Origin of the sequence: Metabacillus idriensis, from assembly GCF_050483325.1 — a bacterium.
Lineage (GTDB): Bacteria > Bacillota > Bacilli > Bacillales > Bacillaceae > Bacillus_P > Bacillus_P idriensis_A.
Map to the genome: position 1 here is coordinate 453894 of NZ_JBCMYF010000001.1, position 13845 is coordinate 467738.

Genomic DNA, 13845 nt, shown 5'->3' on the forward strand with positions numbered 1-13845 from the left:
TAAAAGCCCGGATATGAAAGAATGCCTCTGGCTATGCTAGTAAAAAAGGAGTGATCATCATGAATCAGGAATTTCCAGTCGCCATGCTTAGAGATGAGTACTTGGAAAAAGTGAAGAAAATGGAAAATGAACTTCGCACTGAAACAGGCGAAGAAATCGTTCTCATCGCTTATCAGCACAAACAAGACCATAAATGACTCGTTTTCCCTCTCATAAGATGAAACGTATGACTCACACTATATATAGTGAGGAATTCTCACACATCTGATGAGGGGGATTTTTTATGAAAAGAAAAACTGCAAGAGATCAAGCGCTGAAAAACAATTTTACACCGAAGGAAAGCCTGCCTGATACAGAATTCTCAAGCGAAGCTGTATACAGTCAGGAAAATCCGGCTAAAGGTGCAAACCGCAACAGCAAAAATGGAAGCAAAGGACGCTCTGGAGGATCCTTTTCATGACAAAAAAATCAAACAAAAGCGCTCACAGCGAACAGCATAAAAAGCCGATGGAGCCAAGTCTGCTTGAAGAAGAGTTCGGTACCGAAATGGGCGATTTCAACTCAGCCAAATTTATAGATGCATTTGCAGAGAAAAAAGCAAAGGCATGTAATAAAAACGACAAGCAAGAGAGTTAAGGAAAAAAGAAAAGCGGAACCGCAGATGCTTTAAGCATCTGATTCCGCTTTTCGTGTTAACTAACTTTATCTTCAAGTTTTCGTTCTGTCACAGCGTAAGGAGTCGTCTTCATCGTGATTGGATCGTAATGGACAAGGACAATGCTCTCACCCATAATCAGTTTGCCTGTTCTTAAATAGGCATCAAGCTGGAAAGGCACTTTATCCAGCACCGTATGCTTGTATAAATCTTTTTCAGCGAATGCTTTCCGTTCAAACTCTTCGCCAAGCAGGCCAGGGTTTGAGAGAATGGTTTGATAGAGCTTGCTTCTTTCTGTTTTCGACAGCATATCATCCCACCAAGGCTTGCGTGGTTTATGCTTTTGTGAAGACAGGTAATCAAACTTCATAAATCCTTCTGCAACGGCAGCCTGATCATGATAATGAGCGGCCAGGAAGGTATAAAGCCTTTTAAATAAGTCTTCAAGCTGATGTCCGATTCGGACCCAGCCCTGTTCATCCCAATACGTTCCGAATGCCTGGAAGAAGTCAAACGGAGTATCAAAAACCTCTTTAATTAAATATTCAATCGTTGCATCCATTCGATGGTCGTTCCAATACTTCTCTAAAACATCCTCAACCTGTTTGATCTTCACAATGTCCTCAAACGGAAGAACATTGTTTTTCAAAATCTCATATGGCGAGTGATCCATATAGACATAGTCATGATCAGCAGCCCGCAGGCGCAAGCCAGTTCCGCGCAGCATTTTCAGAAAACCGAGCTGCATTTCTTCAGGACGCATTTCAAACACATCATTAAAGGTTTTACGGAATGACGTGTAATCTTCTTCAGGAAGACCTGCAATTAAATCCAGATGCTGATCAATTTTTCCGCCTTCTTTTACCATTGTAACGGTACGAGTCAGTTTGCTGAAGTTCTGGCGTCTCATCACAAGATCATTTGTGGCGTCATTTGTAGACTGTACCCCGATTTCAAAACGGAACAATCCTTTAGGAGCATTATCGTTTAAAAATTGAATGACCTCAGGACGCATGATGTCAGCCGTTATTTCAAACTGAAACACCGTTCCCGGCAGATGCTCATCAATTAAAAATTGGAACATCTCCATTGCATAGCTTCTGCTGATATTAAACGTTCGGTCTACAAATTTAATCGTTTTTGCGCCGTTTTTCATCAAGTAGCGAATGTCATCTTTTACTTTTTCGCGGTCAAAATAACGCACACCCACTTCGATCGATGAAAGACAGAACTGACAGCTGAACGGACAGCCTCTGCTCGTTTCAATATAAGTAACGCGCTTTGAGAGATGGGGAATATCTTCTTCGAAACGGAAGGGAGAGGCGAGTTCAGCCAGATTGATTTTATTTCGCTGCGGATTAATGATGATGCTGCCATTCTCCCGATAGGCAATACCGCTCACGTTTTTGAAGTTTTTTTCGGCCTGAAGCTCTTTTAGAAACTGTTTAAACGTTTCTTCACCTTCACCGATGACGATGTGATCAACCTCGGGAATCTGTTCCATCCATTCTCTTGTATCATACGTCACTTCTGGACCGCCAAGCATAATGATCAGCGATGGATTTATCTTTTTCATCATTTTAATAATCTTGATTGTTTCTTCAATGTTCCATATATAGCAGCTGAAACCGACAACATCAGGCTGCATGCGGAAAAGATCTGTTACGACATTCATAGCAGGGTCTTTAATCGTATATTCAGCAAGCGTCACATCGAATTCAGGCTGTGCATGTGCTTTTAGACAGCGGAGGGCAAGACTGGTATGGATATATTTTGCATTTAATGTACTTAGTACAACTTTCATTTAAAACACCACTTCTACCTTAATTTTTGAATCAATCTATTCTATCACATTTTACCCATAAAGAAAGGAGAGTAAAAAACATGGAAAAAACCATCACCTGTGATGGGGTGATGGTTAGTTTCTATCTGTATTGCACCTTTTCTTCCCGGTTTTTAAAGTATTTCTTTAAATTTGTAGCCTTCAGTTCAATAATCGGCTGTGTCACCGTTTTGACAAAGTTTGTTGATAAGATAAATGTTAACAGAATGGACAGGAGAATAATCAGAGTGACGCTCTGATAATCCTTAAGCCAATCAAGAGCCTCGCTGTTTCTGAACGATTTGACAATGAAACCGTGCAGCAGATAAACATAGAATGTTCTTGTTCCCCAATGAGTGAAGAAAAAGTTTCTCTTCGGTATCAGGGACAGAAAGCTGAACGTCAGAATAAATGTCAGACTGTAGAATCCTAATCGGATAAATGCATCTGCCGCATCTGCATTGCTTACTGCAGAATATGGCTTCGAGCCAAACAGCCATTCATAATCAAAATCAAGATTGAAATAGGCAATAAACGTTATAAGCAATAATGCAATGGATGCCAAACGAACCTTCGCCGTCGTTAATTTCTTGAAATGTGATTTATCAAGGTAGAACCCAGCTAAAAAGAGCGGGAAGAACACAAATGTTCTTGAAACACTCAAGTAATTGCTGGCTGAATCAACATAGCCGATCGCTACCCCTAGTCCGATTGCAATCAGCATCGCAAGCCGCTTATCAAGCTTAGTGTAAGCAAATAAGAACAGATTCCAAAAGAATAAACTCATAAGGAACCACAGCGACCAGTGCGGATCTAATGGATCAACAGCAAGTGTGTTTCCGGATTCCACCAGGAAGTAATACACAGAGTAAATCCCTTGAAAAATCAAATAAGGGATGATCAGTTTTTTAAAGATTTTCTGTACATAGCCCTTTTTGTTGTATCCTTTGGCAAAGAACCCTGAAATCAAAATAAAGGCCGGCATATGAAAGGTATATACAAACTTATAAACATTCAGCATAAATTCATTATTATCAATAAATGAGCGAATCACATGACCAAACACAACAAGTATGATCAGAATAAACTTCGCATTATCGAAATAGCTCTCACGATTTTTCACACAATCACCCATTTTCACAGAAGTCATCAGAGGCTCCCGAGTATAGTTTCCCCACAAGCAGTCTTTGTTACCCTTTTACCCATCTTACAAAGAGTTTAAAACAGCCAGATTGGAATATAAGCCATTTTAAAAGGATTGTAAAGAACATGTAAGATAGATGTAAAATATTTAAATATTTGCATTTTTTGTCTGAATGGAACTGTTTGTGTAGGTACTATGGAGTAAAATTGTCACTAAACAGAAAATGATGAAGGACAATTCATTTTCATGTTGAATTTAAACATGTTGAATTTAAAAAGGATGAAAATTTGCCCGGCGGCAAGGAGCGAAAATAGCATGAGCAAAGTTATCAATAAATGTGAAATCACATCACTGCAGGAACAGATTAAGTTGCTGGAAATGGAAAACAAACGCCTGCTGGAAAACAGCCGTCAACATGAAATCGTCTTTGAGAGTGCTATGGAAGCCATCATTATCATTGATGAGTCCTTTCATTTTATAGATTGCAATAAATCAGCCTGCCACCTTTTTCAACTGACAAAAAAAGAAATGCAGAAGCGGAAAATGTGCGATTTTTTATCCCTGGTCCCTCATCAGCAGCTTCATAAGCAAGTGGAAGAACTGAGGGATCATGATCAGGCAACAGATGAGCTGATTATTAAACTTGATAATGGACAAGTGAAATTCGTCGAGATCTCCATTCAGAAAAATGCCCTTGGAACGAAGCATTTAGCGTTGATGCGCGATATTTCCTCTAATAAAATGCTTGAGCGGGAACGGACAATTAATGAACAGCTCTTTAAAGATCTTTTTCACCGGGCTGTGGACGGCATTGTGATATTTGACGGCAGCGGCCAGTTTATCGATGCAAACGGTTCGTTCTGTCAGAACTTTGAAATTGATAAAAGCAAATTGAGTTCATTTAAACTGGATGATTTTATAGAAGGGGAAAATCAGTTTAAACTTGATAAGCTTTGGTCGATCCTGAATGAGGGAGGCCGTGCTAAAGGCGAAATGCCTGTTCTTCTTATGTCAGGAAGAAAAAAAGTGTTTGAATTCACCTCAACATCAAATGTGCTGAGCGGATTTAATATGGCGATTATGAGGGATATTACCGATAAACGGAATATGGAAATGAAGCTCTTTAAGAGCGAGGAACGCTTCAGGGAGATTTTTGAGAATGCAATCGATGCCATTATCATCTGGAACAATGACGGCAGAATCATCAGTGCCAATCAGTCTGCCTGCCGGACCTTTGAATTGTCGATAGAAAATTTGATCAGCAGCAGCATTTACGATTTTATGGACTTAAGCGATCTGAAGTTCAGAGCGGCAAAAAAAGAATATGTGAGGAAAGGCGCCATCCGGGAGGAATTATTGTTTTACATGCCAAACGGACAATGCAAACAGCTTGAATTCACATCAAAAATGGACGTGACTGATGGACATCATTTAACGATTCTCAGGAATGTCAGCGATCGTAAACGCATGGAAAAAGAGCTCCGTGAAAGCGAACAGAAGTTCAGGAAGATTTTTAACGGGGCGATGGACGGCATTGTGCTGATTGATGACAGCTACACGATTATTGATGCAAATCCGACAGCAAGTCATATCCTTGAAATTCCGCTTCCTGAGATTCATAAATACAATCTGCACGAGCTGATTTCCTACGACAAAATAGAAGGGAATTCAATGTATTTTATCGATGAAACAACAGAGGAAATCCCGTTTAAGCTTCAAAATAATAAAGAAAAAATTCTGGAGTTTTCATTAAAGCGAAACATAATTGAAAACATGAACCTTGCGATCTTCCGCGACATTACGGAAAAGAAAGAATTGGAAGAGCGTCTTCGCAAATCAGATACACTGAGTGTCGTCGGTGAACTCGCAGCCGGAATTGCTCATGAAATCCGCAATCCGATGACGGCATTAAAGGGATTTATTCAGCTTCTTGAAGCGAATGTCAAAGAAGATTTTTCGATGTATTTTAATGTGATAACATCTGAGCTCAGCAGAATTGAATCCATCATTACTGAATTTTTGATCCTTGCAAAGCCCCAGGCGATCTCCTATCAGGAAAAAGAAGTGGTCACCATTATGAAGGAAACGATTGATTTGCTGAACGCCCAGGCAATCCTTGTGAATGTACAGATCCAATTGAATCATAACGGGTCTGTCCCGCTTGTTTATTGTGAGCCAAATCAGCTGAAACAAGTATTTATTAATATCTTGAAAAATGCGATTGAAGTGATGCCGAGCGGCGGCACGATTCAGGTAGATATGATGATGAAAAATGAAAATGAACTTCTGGTATCCATTATTGATGAAGGATCAGGAATTCCCGAAGATAAAATCAAGCGTCTGGGAGAACCGTTCTATACTACAAAAGACAGAGGAACCGGCCTTGGTTTAATGGTCAGCTATAAAATCATTGAAGAGCACTGCGGCAAAGTGGAAGTAGAAAGCAAAGTCGGAAATGGCACAGCCTTTCACATCACTCTGCCAATCAAACAAACCATGTGAGAGGAAATCATATGCACTCATACACAACAGTTCCCGCACCAATTGGCAAAGTGATGGTAACAGCTAATGATCACTTTATTACAAAGCTATTCCTTACAGAGGAACAATTTGAAGAATATTTGCTCGAACATCCAATGCAGCAGTCAGATGAACATCATTTATTAAAGGAAGCAAAAAAACAATTATCCGAATATTTCGAAGGAGAGAGAACCTCTTTTCAGCTGCCGCTCAAACAGGAAGGGACGGCTTTTCAAGAACAAGTGTGGTCCGCCCTTTCAGAAATTCCTTTTGGTGAGTCTCGGACTTACCTTGATGTCGCTGTTAAAATCGGCAGCCCAAAAGCGGTTCGGGCAGTTGGTCAGGCCAACAAGAAAAATTCATTGCCAATCTTCGTCCCCTGTCACCGTGTGATTGGAGCTAAAGGAATGCTCACAGGATATGCAGGCACAAAGACGGATTTAAAGGCAATGCTTCTCGACCTTGAAAAAATTTCCTATCGCTCTTAATTTGCTTGTCACATATTTACCCGCGCGACATATTATTTAGTATAGTTAAAAAAGTTGCCCCGGAGCAAAAAAGGTGTGTGATGAGAATGTGGAAACGTCCAAATAAACTCGCATTCTATGCTGATTTATTTTCAAAAATGAATGTGATTACCGAAGATCAGAAAAAAACGATATTGAGCAAAAAATAGAGGAGTTCAGCAGCAGTCTGGGCTCTTTTGCTATGAGGGGGAGATCATATGAATGATCCAAAAGACGAAAAGGGGATACATACCGATTTTATCAATCGGATGACATACGGGGAGTATCTTCACTTAGAACCGCTGCTCAGCAGCCAGAAACGATTGTCGGGCCATCATGATGAAATGCTGTTTATCATCATTCATCAAGTAAGCGAGCTGTGGATGAAGCTGATCCTTCATGAACTCAGCGCAAGCATCGAAGCCATTGAAAAAGGGGAATTATCGATGGCTTTTAAAATGCTTGCCCGCGTATCGAAAATCCAATCTCAAATCATTGATGCCTGGGACGTTCTTTCAACCTTAACCCCATCAGAATATGTCCAGTTCCGCGACAAGCTCGGACAAGCATCAGGCTTTCAGTCTCATCAATACCGGATGATTGAATTTGCATTGGGATACAAAACCACACATGTGCTGGAAATCTATAAAAAAGATCCAGATTTGCACCAAACGCTGAATGAAGCACTCCATAAGCCAAGTATCTATGATGTATCCGTTCAAGCATTGGCAGCAGCCGGCCTTCCTATTCCTGCGGGAACACTGAACAGGGACGTAACCCTTACATATAAAGGTGATCCGGCAGTTGAAGCTGCGTGGCTTGAAGTCTACCGAAATCCTGCAGCATACTGGGACTTATACGAACTGGCAGAAAAATTGATTGATATCGAAGACTGGCTGCAGCAATGGCGCTTCAGGCACATGAAAACAGTCGAACGCATCATCGGCTTCAAAAAAGGAACAGGCGGATCCTCAGGTGTCACCTATTTAAAAAAGGTGCTCGATCACCGTTTCTTTCCGGAACTTTGGGATATACGAACGAAGCTGTAACGATTGCATGCCCATTCTATTTGGAATTGGGCATTTTTTGTTGTAAATTATTCAACTCATGAGTTTTGCCTGAAAAATATAAAAAAATCCAATTATTCAATTGACAATGATTCGGAAATTCGATTATCATCTAATTAGATAACTATCTAATCGGAGGGTAAATCAATGCAGCTGAATAAACTCGTCACGTTTCATAAAGTTATGGGTGATGCGACCAGGATCCGTATTCTTGCCCTTTTATCCAAAGGTCCAAAAAACGGTCAGGCACTTGCGGGTATTCTTGGATTGACACCGCCTACCATTACACATCATTTAACAAAGCTGAGAGAAATCAGCCTGATTTCTGAAAAACGGGTTAAAAACACCATCTATTTTCAAGTGAATGAAAAACTGCTGCAGCAGCTGTCACTTGGCATGATGGAAATTGTAACAGGCAAAGGGGAGCTTGAAGTGAATCAGGATAAAACTGCAGAGCATTCAAAGATACTTGGGAATTACTTAACGAAAGACGGCAAGCTGAAAACCATTCCGCCGCAGCGTAAAAGAAGGCTGATTGTTCTTTATCATTTAGCAAAGGGATTTGAAGCAGGAAAGAAATACCCGGAAAAAGAGATCAATGAATACATTAAAAATTTTCATGAGGATTTTGCGACGATTCGAAGAGAATTTATTGTCAATCACATCATGTACCGGGAAAACTCCATTTACGAACTGAATCCTAAAGAATTGTGGGCGAAAATTGAATAGGAGCGGAGGGGATGATTAAACTGGAACCAAGAGAAAAACAACACTTTCCTGCTGAAATGGAAATCATGAATTCCAATCCGGATTTTAATCTTATTTCATACGGGAGGCATCATCTGACTGAAGAAGATTTACAGAAGGAACGCGAAGAAGGAATAGCAGTTGATGCAAAACGCTTTATGATTAAACACGAGAATCAGATCATAGGCATCATTGAATATTGCCCGCTGAATCCGAATGACGGAAAACCTTGGATTGGCCTGTTTATCATCCATCGCAATTTTCAGGGCAAAGGACTTTCGAAGCTTGCCTATGAAACAGCAGAAAAGGAACTTCTTGCCGCAGAAGGTTTCAGCGAAGTCAGGCTCGGGGTGCTGACAAATAATGAACGAGGCCATTTATTCTGGCTGCGGATGGGTTATACAGCTTTTAAAGAAGGAGTGTATGAGGATAGACCAATCTGCCATTATAAGAAAAGGCTATTTTCGTAAACTTTGTTGCTTTAAAACTAGATATTAAAGACCCTAAGTGGATTGTAGCGGATAAACTTGACTCCTGCGGGAAAGTAGAGGGAAATGGGAGACCCCGGAAGCGAAGCTGAGGAGGCTCCCACCCGGACCGCGGAAAGCAAGTTCCTCTCGCTGCAAGAAACGGACAACATTTATCATGAAAACAACAATCTTTGTGAAAACAGCTTAAGAAAAAAAGTAGAGCGATGAACGCTCTACTTTTTCTGTAAATGTGACAATGCCAGCGCACCAACCAAAATGGCTCCTTTAATGATGTCCTGAGCATAATAAGGAACGTTCAGCATGGTTAAGCCGTTAAGCAAAATACCGATCAGGATAGCGCCAAAAAACGTGCCGATGACATTTGGCTTGCCCGCTCCAAAGACGGAAATGCCAATAAACGCAGCAGCCACTCCGTCCATCAATAGGGGAGCACCGGCTGAAACTTGTCCAGTTCCAATCCGTGATGCAAGGATAATACCTGCGATTGCTGCAAAAACGCCGCTCAGTACATAGGCATATGTCCGGTAGCGATTAACAGGTATACCTGACAGTCTTGCAGCTTCCCGGTTTCCGCCGGTCATATAAAACAGCCGGCCAGGCTTTGTGTACTGTAAAAATAAGTGAACTAGAATGACAGTGATAATCATCAGCAGAGCTGAAAAAGGAATCGAAAACAGGCTGCCCTGTCCGATGAAAAGAAATGAGGGAATAAACTTTCCGGCCGCGGTTCCGCCGCCTTCAAGCGGCATGCTGTTATAAATCGAGTACCCCTTTGTGTATGTCAAATGAATCCCATTTACGATATACATGACTGCAAGTGTTGCGAGCAAATCAGGAAGTTTTACTTTTACGACTAAAAAAGAATTGAATAATCCAACGGCAATTCCGATCACGATAGGGACTAGGAGAGCGACTAGCAATTCTTGTCTGAATAAAACGAGAGCAGCCGCACTTCCAATTGTTGCAAGGCTGACAGTCGATCCGACAGATAAATCAAATCCATCAACAATCAGCGAAAAAGTAATGCCGATTGCAACGAAAGTGACAATTGAAATTGACCGCAGGATGTCACTGAAATTCGAATACGTTAAAAATTCGTCCACTGCGATGCTGAAGTAGATGGTAACAGCTAAAATGACGAGCATGGTGCCATGTTTATACAGAAAGGGCAGAATGCTCCTTTGTTTTTTTGTCTTGATGACGACGGCTTCCTCCATCATCTTCACCTCCTGATGCATAATAAATGAGCTTTTCGATCGTGGCTCCTTCGTGTGAGAGAACTTTGGCCACTTTGCCTTTATTTAAAACTATGATGCGGTCGGCAACTTCCAGCAGTTCCTCCCATTCGCCTGAAAAATAGACGATTCCTTTCCCTTCAGCCGCAAGCTGCTGTATCAGCTCGAAGACTTCTTTTTTTGCGCCGACATCAATCCCTTTTGTAGGTTCATCAAAAAGAAAGAGTGAGGAATCGGTATTAAGCCATTTTCCGATCACAACCTTCTGCTGATTACCTCCGCTCAGCAGACCTGTAGTGATGGAAGGGGAGGCAGCTGAAATATTTAACCGGCTGATCAGCCGGCTGGCTAATGCTTGTTCCTTCTGCTTTGAAATCCACAGGCTTTTAGTGATGGAGCGGAGCGACTGAATCGATAAATTCACGGATACAGGTTCATGAACAAACAATCCCTGTTTTCTTCTCTCTTCAGGAATCAGGCAAATGCCTGATTGAATGGCGGCTGCAGGGGAAGTGAGTTTAACCCGTTTCCCTCTAAGCTCAATCGATGTTTTAGCGGAGCTTAAACCATATAAAGCTTCAGCAAGCTCTGTTTTTCCAGCGCCTGCAAGACCTGCTACGCCGACAATTTCTCCTTCATGAACATTAAAGCTTAGTTTGCTGCCAAACTTCTCAATCACAACACCTTCAGCTAGAAATAAGGGTTTTTCGAATGTCTTGCCTGTTTGTCTCTTCTCAAGTTGAAAAGCAGAACCAATCATATGCCTGACGATCTCTGCAATGTCGATGTCTGCAGTATTTCCGCTGTGCACAACGCTGCCATCACGTAATATGGTCACTCTGTCGCAGATTTCTTTTACTTCTGAGAGTTTATGAGAGATGTAGATAATCGCTGCACCTTCGTTTCTCAGCTGCCTGATGATGGTAAATAGGATCTTGGTTTCTGTATCACTTAGAGGAGCTGTCGGCTCATCTAAAATGATGTAGTTTGCAGATGCAGAAAGGGTTTTTGCCAGTAAAATCAGCTGCTTTTCCTGAAGCGTACACTCCTGAACCAGATTGCTGACATTGATCCTGAGGCCGACCCGCTGCAGAACGGTTTCTGCGTCCGTTTTCAGCTTTCTGTAAGATATGGCTGCTGACTGTTGATCAGGGATGTTTGCGACGTTTTCATAGACTGTGAGAGTCGGGAAGAGGGCAGTGTCCACTTCCTGAACAACAAACCCGATCCCCGCTTTTTTTGCGTCTATTGGCTGCTGAAAGACAGCTTCTTTCCCGTCTATGGAAATGATCCCCTGATCTGGTTTGTAATCACCGGACAAAATCTTCATCAGCGTGCTTTTGCCTGCTCCATTCATGCCTAAAAGAGCATGAACTTCTCCTTTTTTGACTGTGAAAGAAACGCCTTTTAAAACGGCAGCTTCACCAAAGGATTTATAGATGTCATTCATGATGAGGGAGCTCATGTTTATTCCCCCTTCGTTTCAAGTGTTTTCATCCATGGCGATGTGGCGACAGGGGAAGTGCCCCATCCAGGCACATATTCTGACAGAGAGTCCATTTTAATCGATTGCTCAGGAAGCGAAGATCCTTCAACAAGATGCGGTTCAAGGGAATAAATGTTAGGCGTTTCTTCTCCTGCAATCTTTTGATAAGCGAACCTGACCTGTACCCGGCCGACTTCGGCAGGGTCTGTTGCTGCTGTTGCAGTCCAAGGGCTGTTTTCCTGCTGCATCAGTTCAAGGTCTTCATCACTTAAGTCAATTCCGTACACTTTGATTTCATCACGTCCGGCCTGCTTGATGGCGCGGGTGGCACCTTTTGCAAACTCATCCCAAGCAGCAAAGACTGCATCAATGTCGCCTTTATTAGGATACTTTTTCAAGATGGCTTCCATTTGGGTTTGGGTGTCTAAAGCTGTATTGGCGCTTGCTGTTCCGAATTTCGCCACTTCTTTGATGTTTGGATAGCGCTGTTTGAACGCTTCATAGATGGTGTGGCGTCTTTCCATTGGTGTAAAGCCCGCGACCCATACGGTAACGATTTCTCCTTCGCCGTTTAAGTCTTCAGCTAATGTTTTAAGTGATTTCCATGCAAGGCTGTAGTCGTCCTGGTCAATGACAGTAACGCCATCTGCGTTGATGTCACTGTCAAAGGCGACAACCGGGATGCCTTTAGCAACTGCTTTTTCAACTGGCCCTTGAAGGGCGTCTGCACGGCCATGGTCAATTAAGATCGCATCCACGTTTTGGGTGATAGCTGTTTCTACATATGTAGCCATTTTTGATAAGTCATTATCTGCGTTGTAAATCTGCACAGATCCGCCGAACTTTTCGACTTGCTCTTGAACACCTGAGATGTATTGAGAAGAAAATGTTCCAATTGACATCTGCATGATCGCTGCAATTTTGAGCGGTTTTTGCACGGCTTCTGGTACTTCGGTGCTGCCTGAAGCAGCATCAGCAGCCGTTTCTTCTTTTTTTTCTTCAGAAGCTTTCAGCTCAGTGCCTGATACAGCATCCTGTTCACTTGTACACCCCGCTAATAGAAACACAAACAATGTCAGTAAAATAAATACGTGCCCGAACCCTTTCAATTTAAGCTTCCCCCTTGAATACTCTTTGAATTTCTGATTCATAATCACCGGATAAGACGCCTTTTTCTGTAATGATTCCCGTGATCAAATGATGGGGAGTTACGTCAAAAGCAGGATTGAACACTTTTACATGATCAGGGGCAATCTGCTGCCCGCCAAAATGGGTAATTTCCTTTGAATCACGTTCCTCAATCGGGATGCCTGCACCGCTTTTCGTTTCAGGATCAAAAGTAGAAAGCGGGGCTGCAACATAAAACGGAATTTGAAACGCGCCGGCTAAAAGAGCCAGATTATACGTCCCGATTTTATTGGCTGTATCTCCATTTGCAGCAATGCGGTCTGCCCCGACGATGATGGCGGAAATTCCTTTAGAGAAAATCGTATGTGCAGCCATGTTGTCGGTAATCAGCGTCACATCGACATCTGCCTGCATGAGCTCCCAAGTTGTCAGGCGTGCACCTTGCAGAACAGGGCGTGTTTCACATGCGTAAACGGATAGATGGATGTTTTTTTCCTTAGCAAGATAGAAGGGTGCAAGAGCCGTGCCGTAACGGGCAGTAGCAATGGATCCGGCATTGCAGATCGTCATGACAGAATCGCCGTCTTTAAAAAGCGGGAGGGCGTTTTCACCGATTTGGCGGCATGTCGCTTCGTCTTCTACTTGGATTTGTATGGCTTCATGAAGAAGACTGGTTTTCGCTTCGTTAACAGAAACAGCACTTTGCACGCTTTTTACGAGCCTGCGAAGGGCCCAGAATAAATTAACGGCAGTCGGTCTTGAGCTTGCAAGATATTCATGATCACGGGCTAGCAGACTGTGAAATTCATCTAAATTTTCGGTTTCATACTGTTTGGCAGCGAGAGCAAGACCAAAGGCAGCGGTTATCCCGATGGCAGGAGCACCGCGCACTTTTAATGCATGAATTGCTTCCCAAACATCTCGGACCGTTTCAAGTTTTATATATTCTGTCACAGCAGGGAGTTTTTGCTGATCAAGCAGGCGGATATAGGTTTCTTTCCACTCGACAGAGCGGGGAATAATGGTATTTGTAAAAGACATGAT

14 protein-coding genes are annotated in these 13845 nt (G+C 42.3%); 8 read left to right on the forward strand and 6 right to left on the reverse strand.

The window, feature by feature from the left end:
* Window positions 1-59 precede the first annotated feature (59 nt).
* From ABEQ24_RS02185 to ABEQ24_RS02195, 3 genes are all read left to right on the forward strand, one after another.
* Window positions 60-197, forward strand: a complete 138-nt coding sequence (locus ABEQ24_RS02185; protein WP_430005236.1) for a hypothetical protein — start codon at window positions 60-62, stop codon at window positions 195-197.
* 86 nt (window positions 198-283) lie between these two features.
* Window positions 284-460, forward strand: a complete 177-nt coding sequence (locus tag ABEQ24_RS02190) for a hypothetical protein (protein WP_430005237.1) — start codon at window positions 284-286, stop codon at window positions 458-460.
* Complete coding sequence (locus ABEQ24_RS02195; RefSeq protein WP_430005238.1) at window positions 457-636, forward strand: hypothetical protein; 180 nt, start codon at window positions 457-459, stop codon at window positions 634-636. Before ABEQ24_RS02190 ends, ABEQ24_RS02195 begins: the two co-directional genes overlap by 4 nt.
* A gap of 56 nt (window positions 637-692) precedes the next feature.
* On the opposite strand, the gene ABEQ24_RS02200 is transcribed toward ABEQ24_RS02195, so the two are convergent.
* Together ABEQ24_RS02200 and ABEQ24_RS02205 are read right to left on the reverse strand one after the other, a co-directional pair.
* The gene (locus tag ABEQ24_RS02200) at window positions 693-2459 is read right to left on the reverse strand and encodes a B12-binding domain-containing radical SAM protein (protein WP_430005239.1); all 1767 of its coding nucleotides are present in this window, start codon (window positions 2457-2459) and stop codon (window positions 693-695) included.
* A gap of 121 nt (window positions 2460-2580) precedes the next feature.
* The gene (locus tag ABEQ24_RS02205) at window positions 2581-3627 is read right to left on the reverse strand and encodes an acyltransferase family protein (protein WP_430005240.1); all 1047 of its coding nucleotides are present in this window, start codon (window positions 3625-3627) and stop codon (window positions 2581-2583) included.
* A gap of 309 nt (window positions 3628-3936) precedes the next feature.
* On the opposite strand from ABEQ24_RS02205, the gene ABEQ24_RS02210 reads away from it, so the two are divergent.
* From ABEQ24_RS02210 to ABEQ24_RS02230, 5 genes are all read left to right on the forward strand, one after another.
* Window positions 3937-6123 carry a PAS domain S-box protein gene (locus ABEQ24_RS02210; RefSeq protein ID WP_430005241.1) on the forward strand — a complete coding sequence of 729 codons (2187 nt, stop codon included), beginning with the start codon at window positions 3937-3939 and terminating at the stop codon, window positions 6121-6123.
* 11 nt (window positions 6124-6134) lie between these two features.
* The gene (locus ABEQ24_RS02215; RefSeq protein WP_430005242.1) at window positions 6135-6629 is read left to right on the forward strand and encodes a methylated-DNA--[protein]-cysteine S-methyltransferase; all 495 of its coding nucleotides are present in this window, start codon (window positions 6135-6137) and stop codon (window positions 6627-6629) included.
* Window positions 6630-6865: 236 nt separating this feature from the next.
* Window positions 6866-7696, forward strand: coding sequence for a tryptophan 2,3-dioxygenase (gene kynA, locus ABEQ24_RS02220; protein WP_430005243.1), 831 nt, complete (start codon window positions 6866-6868; stop codon window positions 7694-7696).
* 165 nt (window positions 7697-7861) lie between these two features.
* The gene (locus ABEQ24_RS02225) at window positions 7862-8443 is read left to right on the forward strand and encodes a metalloregulator ArsR/SmtB family transcription factor (protein ID WP_430005244.1); all 582 of its coding nucleotides are present in this window, start codon (window positions 7862-7864) and stop codon (window positions 8441-8443) included.
* 11 nt (window positions 8444-8454) lie between these two features.
* Window positions 8455-8931: an N-acetyltransferase family protein gene (locus ABEQ24_RS02230; protein ID WP_430005245.1), complete on the forward strand. Its 477-nt coding sequence runs from the start codon at window positions 8455-8457 to the stop codon at window positions 8929-8931.
* A gap of 233 nt (window positions 8932-9164) precedes the next feature.
* Here ABEQ24_RS02230 and ABEQ24_RS02235 read toward each other — a convergent pair whose 3' ends face one another.
* From ABEQ24_RS02235 to mtnA, 4 genes are read right to left on the reverse strand one after another with little or no spacing between them, the layout of a single operon-like run.
* Window positions 9165-10172 (reverse strand): ABC transporter permease, encoded by a 1008-nt coding sequence (locus tag ABEQ24_RS02235; protein ID WP_430005246.1) that lies wholly within the window; start codon window positions 10170-10172, stop codon window positions 9165-9167.
* A complete protein-coding gene (locus ABEQ24_RS02240; RefSeq protein WP_430005247.1) occupies window positions 10108-11652 on the reverse strand; it encodes a sugar ABC transporter ATP-binding protein in 1545 nt (514 codons plus the stop codon). The genes ABEQ24_RS02235 and ABEQ24_RS02240 overlap by 65 nt, the downstream gene beginning before the upstream one ends.
* A 2-nt stretch (window positions 11653-11654) precedes the next feature.
* Window positions 11655-12782 (reverse strand): sugar ABC transporter substrate-binding protein, encoded by a 1128-nt coding sequence (locus ABEQ24_RS02245; protein WP_430005248.1) that lies wholly within the window; start codon window positions 12780-12782, stop codon window positions 11655-11657.
* Window position 12783: 1 nt separating this feature from the next.
* Entirely contained in the window at window positions 12784-13842 is a 1059-nt protein-coding gene (gene mtnA, locus ABEQ24_RS02250) for an S-methyl-5-thioribose-1-phosphate isomerase (RefSeq protein WP_430005249.1), read from the reverse strand.
* Window positions 13843-13845: the final 3 nt, after the last annotated feature.